Source organism: Caulobacter sp. 602-1 (assembly GCF_003931565.1).
In the GTDB taxonomy this organism is placed as follows: Bacteria; Pseudomonadota; Alphaproteobacteria; order Caulobacterales; family Caulobacteraceae; genus Caulobacter.
Genome location: NZ_RRYI01000001.1, coordinates 460,128 through 481,075, shown reverse-complemented (window position 1 = coordinate 481,075; position 20,948 = coordinate 460,128). Strand labels below are relative to the sequence as shown.

At 67.7% G+C, this 20,948-nt stretch carries 20 protein-coding genes; 10 read left to right on the top strand and 10 right to left on the bottom strand.

Annotation, left to right across the window (positions count from 1 at the left end):
* Nucleotides 1-102: 102 nt before the first annotated feature.
* Nucleotides 103-2,091, bottom strand: coding sequence for a protein meaA (locus EIK80_RS02375; RefSeq protein ID WP_125155358.1), 1,989 nt, complete (start codon nt 2,089-2,091; stop codon nt 103-105).
* Nucleotides 2,092-2,291: 200 nt separating this feature from the next.
* On the opposite strand from EIK80_RS02375, the gene EIK80_RS02370 reads away from it, so the two are divergent.
* Nucleotides 2,292-2,945 carry an Ltp family lipoprotein gene (locus tag EIK80_RS02370; RefSeq protein ID WP_199743346.1) on the top strand — a complete coding sequence of 218 codons (654 nt, stop codon included), beginning with the start codon at nt 2,292-2,294 and terminating at the stop codon, nt 2,943-2,945.
* A 6-nt stretch (nt 2,946-2,951) separates the two neighbouring features.
* Here the strand turns inward: EIK80_RS02370 and EIK80_RS02365 are convergent, their stop codons facing one another.
* Nucleotides 2,952-3,683: an enoyl-CoA hydratase/isomerase family protein gene (locus EIK80_RS02365; protein ID WP_125155357.1), complete on the bottom strand. Its 732-nt coding sequence runs from the start codon at nt 3,681-3,683 to the stop codon at nt 2,952-2,954.
* Nucleotides 3,684-3,882: 199 nt separating this feature from the next.
* Here EIK80_RS02365 and ccrA point away from each other — a divergent pair, with 199 nt between their 5' ends.
* The 5 genes from ccrA to EIK80_RS02340 all read left to right on the top strand — a co-directional run bounded on the left by ccrA (nt 3,883) and on the right by EIK80_RS02340 (nt 9,288).
* Nucleotides 3,883-5,166, top strand: coding sequence for a crotonyl-CoA carboxylase/reductase (ccrA, locus tag EIK80_RS02360; protein ID WP_125155356.1), 1,284 nt, complete (start codon nt 3,883-3,885; stop codon nt 5,164-5,166).
* 65 nt (nt 5,167-5,231) lie between these two features.
* The gene (locus EIK80_RS02355; protein WP_125155355.1) at nt 5,232-5,882 is read left to right on the top strand and encodes a glutathione S-transferase family protein; all 651 of its coding nucleotides are present in this window, start codon (nt 5,232-5,234) and stop codon (nt 5,880-5,882) included.
* Between the two features lie 93 nt (nt 5,883-5,975).
* Nucleotides 5,976-7,451 (top strand): M20 family peptidase, encoded by a 1,476-nt coding sequence (locus EIK80_RS02350; RefSeq protein WP_125155354.1) that lies wholly within the window; start codon nt 5,976-5,978, stop codon nt 7,449-7,451.
* Nucleotides 7,452-7,622: 171 nt separating this feature from the next.
* Nucleotides 7,623-8,738, top strand: coding sequence for an aromatic ring-hydroxylating dioxygenase subunit alpha (locus tag EIK80_RS02345; protein WP_125155353.1), 1,116 nt, complete (start codon nt 7,623-7,625; stop codon nt 8,736-8,738).
* Nucleotides 8,739-8,775: 37 nt separating this feature from the next.
* Nucleotides 8,776-9,288 (top strand): type II CAAX prenyl endopeptidase Rce1 family protein, encoded by a 513-nt coding sequence (locus tag EIK80_RS02340; protein ID WP_125155352.1) that lies wholly within the window; start codon nt 8,776-8,778, stop codon nt 9,286-9,288.
* Between the two features lie 99 nt (nt 9,289-9,387).
* Here the strand turns inward: EIK80_RS02340 and EIK80_RS02335 are convergent, their stop codons facing one another.
* On the bottom strand, nt 9,388-9,954 hold the full coding sequence (locus tag EIK80_RS02335) for an SH3 domain-containing protein (RefSeq protein WP_125155351.1): 567 nt from the start codon (nt 9,952-9,954) through the stop codon (nt 9,388-9,390).
* Between the two features lie 115 nt (nt 9,955-10,069).
* The gene (locus tag EIK80_RS02330; protein ID WP_125155350.1) at nt 10,070-10,696 is read right to left on the bottom strand and encodes a glutathione S-transferase family protein; all 627 of its coding nucleotides are present in this window, start codon (nt 10,694-10,696) and stop codon (nt 10,070-10,072) included.
* Nucleotides 10,697-10,803: 107 nt separating this feature from the next.
* On the opposite strand from EIK80_RS02330, the gene EIK80_RS02325 reads away from it, so the two are divergent.
* The gene (locus EIK80_RS02325) at nt 10,804-12,498 is read left to right on the top strand and encodes an acyl-CoA dehydrogenase family protein (RefSeq protein WP_125155349.1); all 1,695 of its coding nucleotides are present in this window, start codon (nt 10,804-10,806) and stop codon (nt 12,496-12,498) included.
* Between the two features lie 62 nt (nt 12,499-12,560).
* Nucleotides 12,561-14,183, top strand: coding sequence for a serine hydrolase (locus tag EIK80_RS02320; protein ID WP_125155348.1), 1,623 nt, complete (start codon nt 12,561-12,563; stop codon nt 14,181-14,183).
* On the opposite strand, the gene EIK80_RS02315 is transcribed toward EIK80_RS02320, so the two are convergent.
* Together EIK80_RS02315 and EIK80_RS02310 are read right to left on the bottom strand one after the other, a co-directional pair.
* The gene (locus EIK80_RS02315) at nt 14,180-15,670 is read right to left on the bottom strand and encodes a M56 family metallopeptidase (protein ID WP_125155347.1); all 1,491 of its coding nucleotides are present in this window, start codon (nt 15,668-15,670) and stop codon (nt 14,180-14,182) included. The two genes, EIK80_RS02320 and EIK80_RS02315, sit on opposite strands and share 4 nt — an antisense overlap.
* Nucleotides 15,663-16,031, bottom strand: coding sequence for a BlaI/MecI/CopY family transcriptional regulator (locus EIK80_RS02310; RefSeq protein ID WP_125155346.1), 369 nt, complete (start codon nt 16,029-16,031; stop codon nt 15,663-15,665). The genes EIK80_RS02315 and EIK80_RS02310 overlap by 8 nt, the downstream gene beginning before the upstream one ends.
* Before the next feature lie 105 nt (nt 16,032-16,136).
* Between EIK80_RS02310 and EIK80_RS02305 the strand changes: the two genes are divergently transcribed.
* Nucleotides 16,137-18,326: a TonB-dependent receptor domain-containing protein gene (locus tag EIK80_RS02305; protein ID WP_125155345.1), complete on the top strand. Its 2,190-nt coding sequence runs from the start codon at nt 16,137-16,139 to the stop codon at nt 18,324-18,326.
* 12 nt (nt 18,327-18,338) lie between these two features.
* Here EIK80_RS02305 and EIK80_RS02300 read toward each other — a convergent pair whose 3' ends face one another.
* The 4 genes from EIK80_RS02300 to EIK80_RS02285 all read right to left on the bottom strand — a co-directional run bounded on the left by EIK80_RS02300 (nt 18,339) and on the right by EIK80_RS02285 (nt 20,361).
* A complete protein-coding gene (locus EIK80_RS02300) occupies nt 18,339-18,719 on the bottom strand; it encodes a hypothetical protein (protein ID WP_125155344.1) in 381 nt (126 codons plus the stop codon).
* A gap of 79 nt (nt 18,720-18,798) precedes the next feature.
* On the bottom strand, nt 18,799-19,407 hold the full coding sequence (locus EIK80_RS02295; protein WP_125155343.1) for a TetR/AcrR family transcriptional regulator: 609 nt from the start codon (nt 19,405-19,407) through the stop codon (nt 18,799-18,801).
* Nucleotides 19,408-19,486: 79 nt separating this feature from the next.
* Complete coding sequence (locus EIK80_RS02290; protein WP_125155342.1) at nt 19,487-20,134, bottom strand: TetR/AcrR family transcriptional regulator; 648 nt, start codon at nt 20,132-20,134, stop codon at nt 19,487-19,489.
* Nucleotides 20,131-20,361, bottom strand: a complete 231-nt coding sequence (locus EIK80_RS02285; protein WP_125155341.1) for a hypothetical protein — start codon at nt 20,359-20,361, stop codon at nt 20,131-20,133. The genes EIK80_RS02290 and EIK80_RS02285 overlap by 4 nt, the downstream gene beginning before the upstream one ends.
* Before the next feature lie 376 nt (nt 20,362-20,737).
* On the opposite strand from EIK80_RS02285, the gene EIK80_RS02280 reads away from it, so the two are divergent.
* On the top strand, nt 20,738-20,944 hold the full coding sequence (locus EIK80_RS02280) for a twin transmembrane helix small protein (protein ID WP_125155340.1): 207 nt from the start codon (nt 20,738-20,740) through the stop codon (nt 20,942-20,944).
* The last annotated feature ends 4 nt before the right edge of the window (nt 20,945-20,948 follow it).

The following is a 20,948-nucleotide window of genomic DNA, read 5'->3' as shown; positions in this document are numbered from 1 at the left end:
GGCTGCGAGCCGAAGCCAGCTCAGCCGCTCAGAGGTGAGGAACGTCCACAACGGTGACAAACAACGCGCCATGAATTCAATCTAGACGCGCATTCCCGCCCGTCAAGCCTCCGCCAGCGCCGTCGCTTCCACCAGTTTCACCACATCCCCCATGATCTCGGTGATCTTGAAGTCCTTGGGCGTGTAGATCCGCGCCACGCCCATCTGCTTGAGGACCAGGGCGTCGGCCTCGGGGATGATGCCGCCGACCACGACGGGGATATCGCCCAGGCCCTCGGCGCGCATCACGCGGATGACCTCCTGCACCAGATCCAGGTGCGAGCCCGACAGGATCGACAGGCCGACCACATGGGCGCGGCTTTCCTTGGCGCGGCGGACGATCTCTTCCGGGGTCGAGCGGATGCCGTCATAGACCACCTCCATCCCGCAGGCGCGGGCCCGGGTGGCGATCTGTTCGGCGCCGTTGGAGTGGCCGTCCAGGCCCGGCTTGCCGACCAGGTAGGTGAGCGTGCGGCCCAGCAGTTGCGAGACCCGCTCGACCTCGGCCTTCACCGCCTCGACATCCTCGGCCTCGCCCGTGGAGACCACGATCGCCACGCCGGTCGGGCCGCGATACTCGCCGAACACTTCGCGCAGGGCCCCCGCCCACTCGCCGGTGGTGACCCCGGCCTTGGCGGCGACGATCGAGGGCTCCATGACGTTGCGGCCGTCGCGGGCGGCGGCTTTCAGGTCGGCGAGCGCCGCCTGCACCGCGCCGTCGTCGCGCGCCTCGCGCCAGGCCTTCAGGCGGGCGACGACATCGGCCTCCAGGCGCGGATCGACGGTCTCGATCGAGCTCTCGCCCGCCGACAGCGGCGAAACCTCGGTGTCGGTCCAGCGGTTGACGCCCACCACGGTCAGGTCGCCGGTCTCGACCGAGCGCACCCGCTTGGCGTTCGAGCCGACCAGCTCGGTCTTCATGTAGTCGATCGCGTTCTGCGCGCCGCCCATGGCGTCGATATTGGCCAGCTGCTCCAGCGCGCCTTTCGACAGCTCAGCGACCTTGGCCTCCACCACGTGGGAGCCGTCGAACAGGTCCTCGTATTCCAGCAGGTCGGTCTCGTAGGCCAGCACCTGTTGCAGCCGCAGCGACCACTGCTGGTCGAACGGACGCGGCAGGCCCAGGGCCTCGTTCCAGGCCGGCAGCTGCAAGGCCCGGCAGCGGGCGTCCTTGCTGAGCGTGACGGCCAGGGCCTCGATCAGGATGCGGTAGACGTTGTTCTCGGGCTGCTGCTCGGTAAGGCCCAGGCTGTTGACCTGCACCCCGTAGCGGAAGCGGCGAGCCTTCTTGTCCTGCACGCCGTAGCGCTCCAGCAGGATCTGGTCCCAGAGCCGGGTGAACGACCGCATCTTGCACAGCTCGGTGACGAACCGCACGCCGGCGTTGACGAAGAAGCTGATCCGCGAGGCGACGATCTCGAAGTCCTCGTCGGGGACCTGGCCACCGGCCTTGACGGTGTCGAGCACAGAGATGGCGGTGGCCAGGGCGAAGGCCAGCTCCTGCTCCGGCGTCGCGCCCGCCTCCTGCAGGTGGTAGCTGCAGACGTTCATCGGGTTCCACTTGGGAACCTCGCGATAGCACCAGGCGATCATGTCGCCGATGAGCCGCAGGCTCGGACCCGGCGGGAAGATGTAGGTGCCGCGCGACAGATACTCCTTGATCAGATCATTCTGCGTCGTGCCTTGCAGCAGAGCCCGGTCCGCCCCCTGCTCGTCGGCCAGCGCCACATACATCGCCAGCAGCCAGGCGGCCGGGGCGTTGATGGTCATGGAGGTGTTCATCTTCTCCAGCGGGATCTCGCTGAAGAGCTGGCGCATGTCGCCCAGATGGCTGATCGGCACGCCCACCTTGCCGACCTCGCCGCGCGCCAGGATGTGGTCGGGGTCGTAGCCGGTCTGGGTGGGCAGGTCGAAGGCCACCGAAAGGCCCGTCTGGCCGCGCGCCAGATTGCTCCGATAGAGCGCGTTCGACTTCTCCGCCGTCGAGTGTCCGGCATAGGTGCGGAAGATCCACGGCGGATCGGGCGCGTGCTGGTACGGCGTCGAGGACATGGCGGGCTCCCGGGGCGCTTATCGTTCTTGATTACCAGCGATCATGAGCCGGGATTTGCTGCGACGCAATATGACGTTCGCGGGTGCGAACCGAGAGTTTTGAGATCAACCTTAAGGCGTTCATCAACGACTCCACCTACCAAACACCTTGTCGTCCGTTGGGCATAGCCCTAGCATCCGACGTCGTAGGGGAGTGTAGAATGACTGAAGTGTCTGTCGGTAACGATCCGCGCAATGGCGCCAAACGTAAGGTTGGCGCGGCTCTGGGGATCGGGATATTCTTACTGCCTTGGATTTTCGCGTGGTTTCTTCTACGCAGAGGCTACAGTATCGTCGCCAGGGTGATTTCCTTTGGCTGGATGGCGATCATCATCCTTTTCACCATTGGCAGCAGTCATCCTGCTCCTGCGACAACAGCCGACGCTCCGCCAGCGGCCGCGACGGCGGAACGGCCCACGACCGCAAAGCAGGCGACCAGGAAATCGGCCGCAGCATCACCGGCTAAGGCAACGGAGACCGCGCCCGAAGCGACGTCCAGACTGACCTCCGCGCAAAGGAATGCCGTCCGATCCGCAAACCAGTACCTCAGGATGACCGGTTTTTCGCGGGAAGGCCTGATCGAGCAGCTCTCATCAAGCGCCGGCGAGGGTTACGATCTCGCCGACGCTACCGTGGCCGTGGATAGCCTCGACGTCGATTGGAACGAGAACGCGGTTAGATCCGCCAAGCAATACCTCAGTATGTCCGGGTTTTCCTGCAAGGGCCTGATCGAGCAACTGTCCTCTTCCGCAGGGGAAAAATACACAGTGAGCCAGGCCACTTTCGGCGCGCGGCAGGCCGGGGCCTGCTCGTGACGAAGTTCAGCGGCCACTGAACACCGCAGGCCGCTTGCCCATGAACGCCGATCGCGCCTCCGCGTGATCGGCCGTAGCGGCCAACCCCGGCGTTTCCGCCTCCGTCGTCGACACCCCCGAAGCCACCCGCTTGGTCGCCTGCACCGCCAGCGGCGCGCGCGAGGCGATAACCCGCGCCATCGCCAGCGCCGCGTCCAGCAACCCCTCCGCCGTATGGAGCTCCGCCACAACCCCGTCCGCCAGGGCCCGCGCCGGGTCGAACGGCGCGCCCGTCAGCAGGTGGGGCTTGGCACGGCTTTCGCCGATCAGCCGCGTCAGGCGCTCGGCCGAGGCGGTCAGGCCCATCCGCACCGCCGAGCAGGCGAAGCTGGCGCGGTCGCTCGCCAGGCGGATGTCGGCGGCCAGGGCCAGTTCCAGCCCGCCGCCGATGCACCAGCCGTCGATGGCGGCGATCACCGGGACGCGGCAGGCCGCGACGCGATCGCACATGTCGAGGAAGTGCAGGATCGCCGCGCTCTGGGTCGGGACGTCGCGCGCCAGCGACTCGGCCAGATCGTCGCCGGTGCAGAACGCGCCGTTGCGGCCGGTCAGCACCACGACGCGCACCGCCCGGTCGGCCTCGATGGCGGCGAAGGCCTCCAGCAGCCGCGCCCGCTCGGCCATGGCCAGGACGTTGGCCGGCGCGGTGTCCAGTTCGACGAGGGCGATAGCGGGCTGCGGATGCGACAGGTGGATCATGCCGCCACCGTGGCCCGGCGCGTCGGAGCCGGCAACCTTCCCCAACGCGATGCTGCGACGCACAAGATTCCGCTTGCCAGTTTCAAACAGTTGTCTCAGCCTTGCTCGGGAGACCCGAAAACAAGCGGGCGCGCATAGCCGAGTTTGGCCCTCATGCGTTGTTGCAGCGCGAAAGACGGCCAAGGAATGGGGAGTGGAGATGACGACCGCGACGCTCGAGACGTCTGAAACGCCGGTCCTGAAGGACCTCTACGAGATCGGCGAGATCCCGCCGGCCTTCCATGTCCCGAAGACCATGTACGCCTGGAGCATCCGCAAGGAGCGCCACGGCAAGCCGACACAGGCCATGCAGGTCGAGGTCGTGCCCACCTGGGAGATTGGCGAGGACGAGGTGCTGGTCCTCGTGATGGCCGCCGGCGTCAACTACAACGGCGTCTGGGCCGCCCTGGGCGAGCCGATCAGTGTGCTGGACGCCCACAAGCAGCCCTATCACATCGCCGGCAGCGACGCCTCGGGCATCGTCTGGGCGGTGGGCAAGAAGGTCAAGCGCTGGAAGCTGGGCGACGAGGTCGTCATCCACTGCAATCAGGACGACGGCGACGACGAGGAGTGCAACGGCGGCGACCCGATGTTCTCGCCCAGCCAGCGCATCTGGGGCTACGAGACGCCGGACGGCAGCTTCGCCCAGTTCTGCCGGGTGCAGTCGCGCCAGCTGATGCCGCGCCCCAAGCACCTGACCTGGGAAGAGGCCGCCTGCTACACTCTGACCCTGGCCACCGCCTACCGCATGTTGTTCGGCCACAAGCCGCATGAGCTGAAGCCCGGCCAGAACGTGCTGGTCTGGGGCGCGTCCGGCGGCCTGGGCGTCTTCGCCGTGCAGCTGGCCGCCGTGGTCGGCGCCAACGCCATTGGCGTGGTGAGCGACGACGACAAGCGTGAGTTCGTGCTGTCGATGGGCGCCAAGGCGGTGCTGAACCGCAAGGAATTCAACTGCTGGGGCCAGCTGCCCAAGGTCAACGGCCCCGAGTTCAACGACTACATGAAGGAAAGCCGCAAGTTCGGTAAGGCGATCTGGCAGATCACCGGCAACCGTGACGTGGATCTCGTCTTCGAGCACCCCGGCGAGTCGACCTTCCCGGTCTCGGTGTTCGTGGTCAAACGCGGCGGCATGGTCGCCATCTGCGCCGGCACCTCGGGCTTCAACCTGACCATGGACGCCCGCTTCCTGTGGATGCGCCAGAAGCGCGTGCAGGGCAGCCACTTCGCCAACCTCATGCAGGCGTCGGCGGCCAACCAGCTGGTCATCGACCGCCGCGTCGATCCCTGCCTGTCGGAAGTCTTCCCCTGGAACGACATCCCCGCCGCCCACGAGAAGATGCTGGCCAACCAGCATCTGCCCGGGAACATGGCGGTGCTGGTCTGCGCCCAGCGGCCGGGCCTCCGGACGTTCGAGGAAGTGCAGGAGCTGAGCGAGGAACGCTGACCTCCGTGCTTCGCTAAGGCCGGGGTGACAAGCTATGGTGACCTTGGAGCCCAGGGAGCTCACCCATGATCACCGTCTATGGCGAAGGCCGGGGCTTCCGGGTCGTTTGGCTGCTGGAGGAGATGGGGCTGCCCTATCGGCTCCGGCCGGTCGACATGTTGGCCGGCGTCGAGAACGATCCGGACTATCTCGCCATCAACCCCGCCGGCTTCATCCCGGCGCTGCAGGACGGCGACACCATCCTGGTCGAGTCGATCGCCATAATGGAGTACCTGATCGCCCGACACGGCCCGACGCCGCTGGCGCCGAGCCCGGAAGATCCTAGTTTTAGCGCGTACCTGCAGTTCCTGCACCTGGGCGAGGCGGGCCTGGCGGCCTCCTGGTTCTTCGTGGTCGTCAGCAAGATGCTCGCGCCCGAGGCGGAGCGCGACAACTGGGGCGCCCGCAAGGCTCGGTCGGTGTTCGAGAGCCGCCTTGGCCTGGTGACCCGCCAACTGGAGCGCGCCCCCTACATGGCCGGCGAGGCGTTCACGGCGGCCGACATCTCGGTGACCTACGCCCTGGAATTCGCCCAGCGCACCGATGGTTATCCCCTGAGCGACGCCCTACAGGCCTATGTCGCCCGCGCCACCGCCCGCCAAGGCTACCTTCGGGCTATGGCGGCCTGTCATGCCACACGGGCCTGGGTCGAAGGTTTGAAGGCCGGACGGGCCTAAGGCCCCTCCCCAACGGCGCCATTGCCAGCCGCGCCCGCCCGACGCACAGTCGCCTCCAACAAGTGTTCGGCCGCAGAGCCTGGGGAGTGAAGGATGGGTGTCGGGGGTAAGGTCGCTTTGACGGCCGTGGGTCTCGTCTTGGCCGTGACGGCCGTGGTCGCGGTGCGGACCGCCACTTTCAAGGCGCCGGCCGCGGTGGATCCGGCCAGCGTGAAACTCGCCGCCGCGCGCCCTCTGGACGTCAACAAGGTCGCCGGCCACTTGGCCGAGGCCGTCCGCTTCCAGACCATCAGCCACCAGGACAAGGCCGAGGACCAGCCGGCCGAGTGGGACAAGCTGCACGCCTGGCTGCAGGCGACCTATCCGCAGGCGCACAAGGTCATGACCCGCGAGGTCGTGGCCGAGCATACCCTGGTCTACACTTGGCCGGGCTCGAACCCCGCCTTGCCGCCCATCGTGCTGATGGCCCACCAGGACGTGGTGCCGGTCACGCCCGGCAGCGAGGGCCAGTGGACCCATCCGCCGTTCGACGGCGTGGTCGCCGACGGCGCGATCTGGGGTCGGGGCTCGATCGACGACAAGGGCTCGCTCGTCACCCTGTTCGAGGCGCTGGAGACGGTGGCCGCCAGCGGCTTCAAGCCCGTCCGCACCGTCATCATCGTCAGCGGCCATGACGAGGAGGTGCGCGGCGTCGGAGCCCGCGCCGCCGCCGCGCTGCTGAAGTCGCGCGACATCAAGGCCCAGTTCGTGCTGGACGAGGGCATGGCCGTGGTCGCCGACCACCCCGTCACCGGCAAGCCCGCCGCCATCATCGGCACGGCCGAGAAGGGCTACGGCACCATGAAGGTCGTGGCCCCCGCCGTGGGCGGCCACTCCTCGGCCCCGCCGGCCGACGGCGGCGGCGTCGTCACGCTGGCCAAGGCGGTGCAGGCGATCGACGAGCACCAGGCGCCCATGAAGTTCCAGGGTCCGGGCGCCGACATGCTGAAAGCGATCGCTCCGCACGCCTCGCCCGTGGTGAAGATTTTCGCCGCCAACACCTGGCTGTTCGCGCCGCTGCTGGTCAAGGTCACGGCCAAGACCCCTGCAGGGGCGGCCATGCTGCACACCACGATCGCGCCGACCATGCTGAAGGGCTCACCCAAGGAGAACGTCCTGCCTCAGGACGCCACGGCCTGGATCAACTACCGCATCGCGCCCGGCGACAGCTCGGCCAAGGTGATGGCGCGGGCCAAGGACGCCGTTGGCAAGCTGCCGGTCGAACTGTCGTGGACGAAGACCGACGAGCCCTCTCCCATCTCCTCGACCAGTTCCGACGCCTGGAAGACCCTGGCGGGCCTCGCCGCCGACGAGAGCAAGGCTCCGGTCGTGCCGGGCCTGGTCACCGCCGGCACCGACAGCCGTTACCTCGGCGGCGTGGCCAGCGACGTCTATCGCTTCCAGCCGCTGGTGCTGAAGGTCGACGAGACCAAGATCATCCACGGCACCGACGAACACATCAGCCTGGACAATGTCGGGCGAATGGTGCGCTTCTATCAGCGCCTGGTGGAGACCGCCGCGTCGCGGTGACGTCTTCCTGGGGTGGGGCGTGTTCGGGGGAACACGGTCGGGGGGACTTGGCGGGAACAAGCCGCCTACAACTTTGGCTGTCGCTTTCCCGAGTCTAAGCACGGGTGTCGCATTGGCGTGCGACATCGCGCCTCGAGTTACGGTGTCCACTGAACCGCTAGAAGCGCAACCATGCCCGCCGACGACGCCCCGCTGCTGAAGGTCAAACCCGGCAAGCTTCCGCTGGACAGGTTCGGCGAGGGCTTTGTCTGGGACGCCTGGTACGTCGCCTGCCTGTCGCCCGACCTCAAGCCGGGCAAGATGGGCAAGCGCGAATATCTCGGTGAGCCGGTGCTGCTGGGCCGCACACGCGCGGGCCAAGTCTACGCCATCCGCGACATCTGCCCCCACCGCGCCGCCGCCCTCTCGGCCGGTCGGGTCCACCGCGAGGCCGACGGGACCGACAGCGTCGAGTGCCCCTATCACGGCTGGCGCTTCGGACCTGACGGCGCCTGCAAGGCGATCCCGTCCCTGACCGCCGACAGCGACTTCGACATCTCCAAGGTGCGGGTGCGCAAGTATCCCACGGTCGAACAGCAGGGCCTGGTTTGGATCTGGATGTCGTCGGACCCCCGCTTCGAGGGCCAGCCGCCAGAGCCGCCGCCGACCATCCCCGGGATCGTGGGCGGCAAGCCCAAGCTGGTCGACCATCTGGACTACGACATCCACATCGACCACGCCGTGCTGGGCCTGATCGACCCGGCCCACGGACCGTTCGTCCATCAGCAATGGTGGTGGCGGACCAAGACCAGCCAGCACGAGAAGAAGAAGACCTTCAGCCCGTCCGAGGCCGGCTTCACCATGGTGCGGCACGAGCCCTCCAAGAACTCCAAGGCCTACGCCATCCTGGGCGGCGAGCCGCTGACCGAGATCACCTTCCGTCTGCCGGGCCTGCGCTGGGAGCACGTGACGGTCGGCGACAGGCAGGTGCTGGCCCTGTCAGCCATGACGCCGATCAACGCCCACAAGACCCGCATGAACCAGATCATGTGGTCGGATCACTGGGCGTTCACGGCGCTCTATCCGATCATCCGCGTGGCCGCCCGCGCCTTCCTGCGCCAGGACGGCGCCATCGTCGCGGCCCAGACCCCGGGGTTGCGGCAGAATCCGCCGCTGATGTGGGTGGGCGACGCCGACCAGCAGGCCCGCTGGTACCACCAATGCAAGCGCGAATGGGCCGCCAGCCGGAAAGAGGGGCGGGCGTTCGTCAATCCGGTGAAGGATCAGACGCTGCGATGGCGGACTTAAAAACCCTCTCTCATAGAGAGAGGGTTTTGGCGGTGGACTGAACTTGAACATCTATCGCCACCGCCTCCTCACCAGCCTCCGCACCCTGCCCTCCCCGCGCGGCTGGGTGTTCTGCCTCGCCGTCTCCGCCGCCACGCTGGCGCTGATGATGGTCATCGGCTTCGTCACCGGCCTCTATCGGCTCCAGCCGACCGAACCGGGCCTGGCGTTGCGGATGCTGGTGGTGTTCTTCATCCCCGCCCTCGGCGAGGAGATCCCCTTCCGGGGCGTCCTGACGCCCGGCCCCAACGACAGCGCCCGCCCAAGGCTTGAGATCGCCCTCTCCACCAGCCTCTACACGCTCTGGCACGTCTTCGAGGCGGTCACCTTCCTGCCCGCCGCCGCGCCGATCTTCCTGCGCCCCGACTTCCTGCTGTGCTGCGCCGTGCTGGGCCTGGGTTGCGCGGTGATGAAGCGCCGGACCGGCTCGATCTGGCCGGCGGTGATCCTGCACTGGGCGCTGGTGGTGATCTGGCAGACCTGGCTGGGCGGGGTCAGCGCCCTCTCATAGGCGCACGAAAAAGCCCGTCCGGTCATGGGGGCGACCGAACGGGCTCTCCTCGAAGGCGCGGCCAGAGGGACGGAGCGGACGCGCCCCGAAACTCAAACCTTAAGCGCGGTAGACGTAGGCGCTGGAGACGTAGCCGACGCCGACGCCGTCCTGGCCGACCAGGATCCACTTGCCGTCACCGGTGCGGCCCAGGGCCTGGAAGGTCGTGCCCGAGGCCACCGAACCCAGGCGCTCGCCGCGGGTCGAGGCGTCGGCCCGCAGGTTCACGGTCGAGCGGGTGACGTATTTCTTGTCCATCTTGACCAGCGGGGCGGCCTGCACCGTCTGGGCGTAGCGATAGCCGCCCGACTTGTAGACGCCGCCGACCTGCTTCGCCGCCTCGTTCTTCTGCATGCCGCAGCCGACCGCCGAGCCGGCGCCGGCGCCAACCACGGCGCCGATGGCCGTGCCCGTGCCGCGGTCGCCCTTGCCGGCGATCTTGTTGCCGGCGACCGCGCCCAGCAGGCCGCCCAGCACCGCGCCGACTTCCTGCTTGGAGCCCGAGGCCTTGCAGCCGACGACGCCGGCGTTGGCTTGAGGGGCGGCGGCCAGCGACAGAGCGGTGGCGGCCGCGCCCAGGGTCAGGGTGATGGTCTTGATCTTGGTGGTGATGGTCATGGTCTTCATGTCCCTTTGAAAGTTGCCGGGGTCAGCAACCCCGTGAGACAGACCATGACAGGGTGAAGCTGAACGGTAGCGCGGACCGATTCAGCAGATTTCGTTCATGTTGAAAAAATCTGGCTCAGGCCCCCAGCGCGTAGGGACCGCTCTTCTCCAGCGCCGCCTTCCAGGCCGGCCGGGCGTGCATCCGCTCGATCCAGGCGGCCATGTGCGGGTACTCCGACAGCTTGCCCATGGCTTTCGCCACCTCGGGCACGAAGCTCATCTGGATGTCGGCGCCGGTCAGGTCCTCGCCGACGAAATACGCACGCCCGGCCAGATGGTCGTTGACGAAGGCCAGGTGGTTGGCGATCTCGCCCTGAATGCGCGGATGCAGCGGCGCGCCGGCCTCGCCTAGACGGCCGACATACATGTTGAGCATCAGCGGCAGCATGGCCGAGCCCTCGGCATAGTGCAGCCACTGCTGGTATCGGTCGTAGTCGGCGCTGGCCGGATCGGGGGCCAGGCGCCCCTCGGCATGACGGCGGATGACGTAGTCGATGATCGCCCCGGACTCGATGATCGTGAGATCCCCATCCACGATCACGGGCGACTTGCCCAGCGGATGGATGTCCGTCAGCGACGGCGGCGCCAGACGGGTCTTGGGGTCGCGGGTGTGGAAGACGATTTCGTAGGGGAGGTTCAGCTCCTCCAGCAGCCACAGGATCCGCTGCGAGCGCGACTCGTTCAGGTGGTGGACCGTCAGCATTGTTTCTTCCCCGATTTTTGAACCGCATGTTGCGCTGCGGCATTGCTCGCAGATGCGAAAGGCGTCAGGGTGAAAGAAAACAACTGTTTGGCGCAGGGGAGCAAGCCATGACCGATACGGTCAGCCGGAACACGACTGAAACCTTGATCCTGCCGGGCCTGATCGGCCTGCTGCGCGAGGCTGCGGACGCGGCCCAGCTGTTCGTGGCCGAGGCCAAGCCGCAGGTCCTGGCCCACATCGCTCCCGCCGGAGGGAAGGTCGACCGCAAACTGGCCGACGTCCACCAGCACCGCGTCCATGGCTATGGCTGGTACGCGGCCTATGCGGAGCTCCTGAACCAGGTCGCCGGCTGGGCCGAGCGCCTCCAGGATGAAGGCCGGTTCGGCGAGATCGAGGCCCTGCTGGCTCAACTGCTGTTCAGCGAATATTGCGCGCAGCTGGTCGGCGGCGTGCCGATGAACCAGGGCGAGATCGTCCGTCCGGCCCATCTGGTCGAAGACCGGGCGGTGCTGAACCGGCTCTACTCCAACGGCCTGATGAAGCTGATGGTCGAGGGCGGGACCCAGGCCGTGAAGACCCGTGTGGCCCAGTTGCTCGCCGAGGCGCGTGGCCGCCCGACGCTGGAGCATACCGGTCTCGACGAGACCTTCGAGATGATCCGCGACCAGTTCCACGCCTTCGCCGAGGAAAAGGTCACCCCGTTCGCCCACGAATGGCATCTGAAGGACCAGCTGATCCCGATCGAACTGGTCGAGGAGCTGGGCGCCCTGGGCGTTTTCGGCCTGACCATTCCGGAGGAGTACGGCGGCTCGGGCATGGGCAAGACCGCCATGTGCGTGGTCTCCGAGGAGCTGTCGCGCGCCTGGATCGGCGTCGGGTCGCTGGCCACCCGCTCGGAGATCGCCGGCGAGCTGATCCTGACCGGCGGCACGGAAGAGCAGAAGCAATACTGGCTGCCCAGGATCGCCAGCGCCGAGATCCTGCCGACCGCCGTCTTCACCGAGCCGAACACCGGCTCCGACCTGGGGTCCCTGCGCACCCGCGCGACGCTGGAGGGCGAGAACTACGTCGTGACCGGGAACAAGACCTGGATCACCCACGCCGCCCGCGCCGACGTCATGACCCTGCTGGTCCGCACCGACCCGGCCACCACCGACTATCGCGGCCTTTCCATGCTGCTGGCCCCCAAGCCGCGCGGCGTCGAGGGGAACGACTTCCCCGCCGACGGCATGAGCGGCGGCGAGATCGGGGTGATCGGTTATCGCGGCATGAAGGAGTACGAGCTGGGCTTCGACGGCTTCGCCGTGCCGGCGCAGAACCTCCTGGGCGGCATTCCCGGCCAGGGCTTCAAGCAGCTGATGGCCACCTTCGAGAGCGCCCGCATCCAGACCGCCGCCCGCGCCGTCGGCGTGGCCCAGGCGGCGCTGGAGACCGGCCTCGGCTATGCGCTCGACCGCCAGCAGTTCGGCCAGGCGATCTTCGAATTCCCGCGCGTCGCCAACAAGCTGGCCATGATGGCCGCCGAGATCATGGGCGTGCGCCAGCTGACCTACTACGCCGCCCGCCAGAAGGATGAAGGCAAGCGCTGCGACCTCGAGGCGGGCATGGCCAAGCTGATCGCCGCCCGGGTGGCCTGGGCGGCGGCGGACAACGCCCTGCAGATCCACGGCGGCAACGGCTTCGCCATGGAGTATGCGGCGAGCCGCCTGCTGGCCGACGCCCGGATCCTCAACATCTTCGAGGGCGCGGGCGAGATCCAGGCCCAGGTGATCGCGCGACGGCTTCTGGATGGCGGGAACTGACCCTTGTCGGTGGGCGGAGGCTCAGCTTAGCCTCCGTCCTCCAATCGAAGGATCGCCCGCCCATGCTCGCCACGACCCGCCGCACCGCTCTCGTCTCGGCTCTCGCCACCGGCGGCCTGGCGGCGTTCGGCAACCGGGCCTTCGCCCAGGACACCGGGGCGGTCGGCGCGGCGGTCGACAAGTTCGCCCAGGAGGTCATGGCCGCCTTCCCCGATCAGCCGGGCCTGGGCGTCACCGTGGTCGAGAACGGCAAGGTGACCCTGGCCAAGGGCTATGGCGTCAAGCGCCTGGGAGGCCAGGACCGGGTTGATGAGAACACCGCTTTCGGCATCGCTTCCAACACCAAGGCCATGACCGCCGCCCTGATCGCCATGCTGGTCGAAGAGGGCAAGCTGGAGTGGGACGCGCCGGTGACCCGGTACATGCCGTCGTTCGAGATGAGCGATCCGGTGGTCACCAAGCTGATGACCGTCCGCGACCTTCTGGTCCACCGCAGCGGCCTGACCCTGGGCGCGGGCGACCTGATGATCTGGCCCTCGCCGACCCACACCCGCGCCGACATCGTGGCGGGGCTGAAATACCTGCCGATCGGCGGCCAGTTCCGGGGCGGCTACGCCTATGACAACGTGCTCTATGTCGCCGCCGGCGTACTGATCGAGACCGTCACCGGCCAGAAGTGGGAAGAGGTCATCAAGACCCGGATCTTCCAGCCGCTGGCCATGAACGACACCGTCTCCAGCCCGGCCCTGGTCGACCGCGCCCACCGCGCCGAGCCGCACTGCCGCCTGGGCCCGCCCGTACGGGGCCTCGGTCCGCAGACCGTGCTGCCGTTCGACGGCAGCTTCGACGCCGCGGGTCCGGCCGGCGGGGTCAATTCCACGCCCAAGGACATCGCCCAGTGGCTGATGGTCCAGTTGGGCCTGGGGCTCTCGCCCAACGGCAAGCGCTTGTGGAGCGAGGCCTCGGCCAAGGAGATGTGGAAGCCGCAGACCATTACCACCTCGACCGATGGTCCGATCACGGAGAACCCGGTCCGTCCGTCGATCCAGGCCTACGCCCTGGGCTGGTTCGTCCAGGATCATCGCGGCGAGCGTCTGTTGTGGCACACCGGCGGCCTGGCCGGCTTCATCTCCTACACGGGCCTGCTGCCGGGCCGGAAATCCGGCATCATGGTCATGACCAACGCCGAGGAGAATCCGGTCCTGCGCTCGCTGCGCTACGGCGGGCCGGACCGCCTGCAGGGCCGCGGCGACTTCGACTGGATCGCCTCGTCCAAGCGTGTCCAGGCCCAGGCCGACGCCGATACGATCAAGGACGCGGCCAAGGCCACGACGCCCTCCTCCGGCGCCAAGCCCAGCCTGCCCCTGGCCGCCTATGCCGGGGTCTATCGCGACCCCTGGTACGGCACGGTGACGATCACGGTCGTCGGCCCAACCAAGGGAAGAGGGGGCAAGAAGCAGGGCCTGCACGTCGCCTTCGACAAGACCCCGCTCCTGAAGGGCAAGCTTGAGGTCTTCGACGGCGAGACCTTCAAGACGGTCTTCGACGACCGCACGCAGGAGGACGCCTTCTTCACCTTCGACCTGAAGGACGGCAAGGTGGTTTCGGCCCTGGTCAAGGCGGTGTCGCCGCTGGCCGACTTCAGCTTCGACTACCAGGACCTGCGCCTGACCAAGGAAGCCTAACCCCGTTCAGGGCGCCGCATTCCTTCGAACATCGCCTGGTAGGCCGTCAGCTGGTGGCCTTCCTCGATCTCGTCCGGGGTCTCGGCGCGGACGCTGGTGGACACGACGATATCCTGGCCGGTCGGCAAACGCACCACGCCGGTGTGGTTGGGCAGGAGATCGATCGAGCCGGTCTGGTCGGGCCGGAAGCCCCGGCCCAGGCTGACCGTGACCAGCAGGCGCTCGCCCTGCTGGACGACGCTGGTGAACAGCGAATAGCGGCTGCCGCCCCGCTCATAGGCCCCCTTGCGATAGAGCCGCTGCGAGCCGAAGGCGGTGAAGTCGGCCCACAGGTGAGCGCCGTCGGGCGCGACGCCGCTGGCCACCACCCGCACCGCCGAGCCGGGCTGGACCTGTGAACGGTCGGCCACGGCGTGAATGATCCGTGCACGGTGCATCTGCATCGGCGGCTCGATCGCGACCGGCGGCGGCTCGGGCACGGGCGCCAGGATCGGCTCGGTGACGACGACGGGGGCGGGCGCCGTGAGGGCGCGATGCGGCGCGGCCTTGGGCGCGGGCGGCGCGGCTGGAGCGCTGGGCGGACGCGGCGCTCGCGCCGGCGGCGTCTCGACCAAGCGCGGCGGGTCGAGGGCCATCACCACGTCCGGCGGCCGCGAGACCCAGACGGCCGAGGCGCCGCCCAGCCCCAGCACGGCGATGCAGCAGAGGCCGGCCAGGCGGCGGAAGCGGCTGGGCGTCGGGCGCGACAACAACCGCACGCGCTGGGCCAGGGGATGAGCCGCCCAGTGACAGCCCAGCGGCAGCGGCCGCGTGGCCAGCTGGGTCTTCAGCATCGCCTCGGCATAGGCGCGGCGCGCCTTCGGATAGGCGGCGACCACGCCGGCGTCGCAGGCCAGTTCCTGGTCTATACGCAGCCAGCGGCTCATCACATGGACCGCCGGGTTGAACCAGTTGACGCAGGTCGCCAGCGCCATCAGCGCGTTGACCGGCGGATCGCGGCGCTGGAGGTGAGCGTGCTCGTGGGCCAGCACCACCTCGCGCTCGCGCGGCGTGTAGCGGCCTTCGAAGTCGTCGGGGACCACCACCCGCGGCCGCAGCACGCCGATCACCGCCGGCCCAGCCTTTCCCGCCTTCGCCGCGCGGGCGAACTGGAGCTGGTTCCAGGCCAGCCAGGCCAGGCTCGCGACCACGCCCAGCAGCCACAGACCGGCCAGATAAGGCCGGATATCGACCGGGGCATTGGCCAGGGTCGTCCCGGACACAACCGAGGCCTGCCCCGCCTCGACCGACGCCGCCGGAACCCGGATCGTCAGCACCCGCGCGGGGAGCAGCATGGCCAGCGCGGCCAGCAGCGGCAGGCTCCACAGACCATAGGCCACCCGGGCTCCGAACAGCCGCCGCGCCGGCAGCCGCAGGGCCATCACCGCCGCGACCGCGACGGCCATGGCGAGGTTCAGGTCCAGCAGGTCCGAGAAGAGTTCAGCCATCGTCCTCGATGTCCGCGATCAGGTCCTTGAGCAGCTTGACGTCCTTAGCCGTGAGCGCCCGGTGCTGTGCGAAGTGCGCGACCAAGGGCGCTACCTCGCCGCCGAAAAGGCGGTCGACCAGGTTCTGGCTCTCGGACTGCACGTAGTCGTCGCGCGACACCAGCGGCCGATAGAGATAGCCGCCCGCCTCGCGAGCGCCTGCGATCGCGCCCTTCTTCAGGAGCCGGGTGATCAGGGTCTTCACCGTGCCGGGCGCCCAATCGTGGGCCACGCCGACCTCGGCGACCACGCCTTCGGGCGTCAGGGGGCCACAGCGCCACAGCGCTTCCATGACCTGGCTCTCGGCGCCCGAAATCCGCATGCGCCCACTCCATTACCGAAAGTACATTTGTATTCCAATTGAGAATACAGCTGTATCCTAGCTCAGTTCGTCACCGACGCCAGCCACCTAGAGGGGAATTTTCAAGTGCCAATCGGTACCGCCTGGATCGCGTTCGCCGCTCAAGCCGCCGCGGCGACGTCATCCGTCCCGCAGCCTCCCGCCTCCCAGGCGTCGACGGAGACGAAGACCCCCGCCGCCAGGCCCGCCGAGGGCGGCAATGGCGTCAGCGCCGTGACCATCACCGCCGACGCCCCGGCGGTGCGCACCTCGATCGATCGCCGCAGCTACAGCGTCTCAGGCGATCTGGCGGCGCAGTCTGGGGGCATCGCCGACGCCCTGCGCAACGTCCCGTCCGTCGAGGTCGACGTGCAGGGCAATGTCAGCATGCGCGGCGATCCCAACGTCACCATCCTGATCGACGGCAAGCCTTCGGGCCTGTTCCAGGGCGATGGCCGAGGCCAGGCGCTGCAGCAGATGCCGGCCGAGCGCATCGACCGCGTCGAGGTGATCACCAACCCCTCGGCCGAGTTCCGCGCCGACGGCACGGGCGGAGTCATCAACCTGATCACCAAGAAGGCCAAGGGCGCGGGCCGCACCAGTTCGATCCGCCTGACCGGCGGCGACCATGGCCGAAGCGGCCTGTCGGGCAATATCGGCTACAACAGCGGCAAGCTGTCGGCCGCCGGCGACATCAACTATCGCCGCGACGTCTTCGACCAGGTCGATTACGAGCGCCGCCAGCAGGCCAATCTCGACAGCGAAACCCAAGGAGCCACCGACTTCGACATCGATGGCGTCACCAGCCAGGCCACGGTCGACTACGACGTCTCCGACAAGCTGCGGATCGGCGGCGAAGCGCGGCTGTCGCGCTTCAACCTGGCGCTAGACAGCGCGGCCGACACCACGCGCAAGGACGCCACTGGCGCGCTCATCCAGGCCTATCGGCGCGACCTGACGCTCCGCCAGCGCCGCGACAACGGCGCGATCGTCGGCAGCCTGCGCCGCAAGTTCGACGGCGACGGCCACGAGCTGTCGCTGAGGCTCAGCTACGACGTCACCGACGACAACCGCACCCGCACCGGCCACACCCTGGCGACGGCGCCAAGCGCCTCCAGCGCCTACGACCAGCAGCGGTTTGGCTACGACACCCGCCAGACCGATCTCAAGGGCGACTATGTCCGGCCGATGGGTCCGGGCCAGACCCTCAAGCTGGGCTTCGACCTGCAGTTCGACGACAATGTCTATGAGAATGTGGGCCTGCGCGGCGGTTCGCTGAGCGGCCTCGCCGCCGACCCCGGCCTGACCAACACGTTCTTCTACGAGCAGCGGCTGAGCCAAGCCTATGTCACCTACGAGCGCCCGCTGGGCGCGCTGACGATGCTGGCCGGCCTGCGCTACGAGCAGTCGAAGCTGGACCTGACCTCGAGCGGCCGCAAGGACGACAACGACACGACCAAGCTGATGCCCAGCCTGCACCTGTCGTACAAGCTGAACGACCGGCAGAAGCTGACCGCCAGCTACAGCGAGCGGCTGCAACGCCCCGGTCCGTTCGACCTCAATCCCGTGCCGTTCCTGGTGGACCCGCTGAACTACCGGATCGGCAACCCGAACCTGAAGCCCCAGCAGACCCACTCGTTCGAGCTGGGCTGGCAGTACCGCAAGGCGCCGATGATGGCCCTCGCCACTCTATTCTATCGCGAGAACGACAAGGTGGTCACCGACGTGGTCACCGACCGGGGCGGCGGCGTCTTCGTCACCACCAAGGCCAATGTCGCCCAGACCCGCAACGGCGGCCTGGAGCTGGTCCTGAACGGCAAGCTGACCCCCAAGCTGACCTATAATCTCAGCAGCACCCTGTTCTGGGCGCAGCTGGACGGCTCGAACCTGGGCTTCACCGACAAGCGCAACGGCACGACGGCCCAGGGCCGCGCCAGCCTGAGCTGGCAGGCCACGCCCAAGGACCTGCTGCAGGTCAACGGCTTCCTGGTCGGAAAGCGCCTGACGCCGCAAGGCTACGCCCTGCCCTTCGCGGGGATCGACCTCGGCTATCGCCGCAAGATCAGCGAGCAGTTGTCCCTGCTGGTCTCCGTCCAGGACGCCCTCGGCCTCTACCGAGACAAGCAGGTGATCGATACGCCCGCGCTGAAGAGCCTGGTGGTCCGCGACCCCGACGCCCGCAACATTCGCATCACGCTGGCCTGGACTTTCGGGACGGGCAAGGGCCGCAAGGATCCCGGCTTCGAGTTCCAGAACCCGGGGGCGGGACCACAGTAGGGAAAGGGGTGCTCAGCGCCAGCTAAGCGCGGCTTGCTGAACGGTCGGCGTCTGGGCCAGGCTCACGACGTCGGCGCCCTCCAGGCGGCATTGGCCCCGGCCGTCGGCGTCCAAAACGCACTCCACCCGCCGAGCGAAGGCGGCGGCCATCAGGACTTTGCGGTCGATCGAAGCGCCCGATGCGCCTCCATCCAGGCGCACCCGCACCCAGTCCGAGGGCTTGGGGCCCAGGGCCACGCAAATCACGCTGGCGGCGGGAACCTCGAGCACCGGTCCGGCGATGATGTCTCCCGCCGCCGCCCGCGCCGAACAAGCCAGGGACGGCGTCGCGGCCAGAACCGCGACCATCAGCGGAAGGGCGAAAGAGACGGCGGACGAGATCGGGACACGCATGCCGACGCTCCTGGGTGGCGCGTTAACAATTCCCAGACGGACGCCCTGTTCCGGATGATCTAAATCAAAAAAGCGCCCGTTACCGTGGCTTCCACCCCTCGGCGATCACCGCGATCTGCTTGTCCATGACCGCCGACATCTCGGCCGCCGGCATGTTCCCGCCAGCCGCGGCGGCCATGCGGTAATTCCAGGCGTACGAGGCCTTCAGGGTGTCGATGATCAGGCGCAAATCCAGGTCGCCCCGCACCTCGCCCTTGCGCACGCCCTCTTCCAGGACGTCGAGCAGCATCTGGGACAGACGCGGATTGCGGCCATAGGGCGTAACGCCCGGATCGTTGTTCGGATTGTATGAGGCGGCGATGTGAGCCAGGAACAGCTTCACTCGCCGGGTCTCGAACTCGTAGTGGATGGCGAAGATCGAGCACAGCTTGTCAGCGGTGCCGCCGCGCAGGAGCGGCGCCACGCGGTCGAGCTCGGCGTAGAGCTCGGCCAACCGGTGGTTCATCACGTGGCTCAACACCTCCGCCTTGGAGGCGAAGGTCGTGAACACGCTACCGACGGAAACCCCCGCGCGCTCGGCGATCGCGCGGATGGTCGTCTCGTCGTAGCCGACCTCGTTGAAGAGGTCCCTGGCGGCTTCGAGCACTCGTTCCCGAGTCGCCGCCTTCTGATCAGTTCTTACGCCCACGCACGTCCCCCTCGAACACGCTAGCGTCGTTGTAACAAAGGCGCTCCGTTCCCCCGAACAGAGCGCCCAGTTTCGTTCGTCAGGCGCGAGCGCCCGCGAAGATGACCTTCAGCTGATCCGAAAGCCGCGCCAGCAGAGCTTCCACCGACCAACCGTCGTAGACGGCGCGGCGATAGTTGGCGACATACACGTCCCAGCTCATTTCAGCCAAGAGCTTGACGTCAATATCTTTCTTCAACTGGCCCTGATCGATGGCCCGTTGCAGGGCGTCGGCGATCAGAAGGAACAGGTGCTTGATGTCGCCGCGCGCGCGACGCTCGGCGGCTTCCGACCGGGTCCAGGACACCGCGATGCTGGCGCGCAGCAGCGGCAGTTGCTCGACGTGGAAGCCGTAAGCGACGCCGAACAGGCCCAGCAGGGCTTCGTCGACGGTCTTGGCGTTGCGCGAGGCCTGGGTCATCTGGGCGTAGATGACCTCGTAGTCGGCGGTCAGGATCTCTTCGAACAGCTCCGACTTGTCGGCGAAGCTGGCGAACACGGCGCCGGTCGACATGCCGGCGGCCTGGGCGATATCCCGGATGGTGGCGCCTTCGTAGCCGCGCTCGCTGAACAGGCTGCGGGCGGCGGCCAGGACGCGTTCACGAGTGCGCTGCTTGGCCAGGGCCCGGCGGGTCAGCTTCACCGGGGAATCGGTGGCGGACTCGATATTGACGGACACAAAGCTCATGCGGCGGCCTCCAGGCGGGCGAGAGCGGCTTCAGCGCGTTTCTCGAATTCAATGCAGTACTCATCGACGACATTCTGAAGGACGTCGGCGTAGCGGCGGGCCAACTGACGGCCATCCTGCGCGGCGTCGCGCAGGTCGGTGATCAGCTGGCGGACTTCGGCCATGGCTTCTTCGCGATCGGACGCGGAGAGCTCAGCGTTGGTCGAGAGCAGAGCGCTCTGGGCCATTGCAGGTAACTCCTACCCCCGCTGGGGTGAGTGAAAGGCGTTGAACGATCCGCGGTGGGGGAGGTTGATCATGTTCAACGAACGCACACTGAAAAATAGGAAGCGGGCGCAATAACGCCAGGGGGAGGCCATTGCAACCGCAAAATAGAACTCGAATCGCCGAACAATGGCGCGTGCCATAGATATGGGAGCGCTCTCAAGGGGTCACTGCGACAAATTCACTCACCGAACAAGTTCGGCGAATTAGCTCAACGGACGATGGTCATCGAACTCGGTCGCCGCCCTGGGTCGAGGGACCTCCGAGGCGTTCCCCTGACGCCCTTACGGCTCCAGCCTCTATGGCGCGGCTTGACGCAACGCCCTATTCTCCGAGGCTATGAGCCACCTGTTCGACTTCCTCGTTCCCGCCGCCCTGCTGGCGGTCCTGATCGCCCTGGCCGCCGGGCTTTACGCCCTGTTTCGCGGCGGCGACTTCGGCCGCTCCTATTCGAACAAGCTGATGCGCCTGCGCGTGCTGCTGCAGTTCATCGCCATCATCGTGCTGGTCGCCGCCGCGTTCTGGTGGCGGCGTGGCGGCGCGTAGGTAG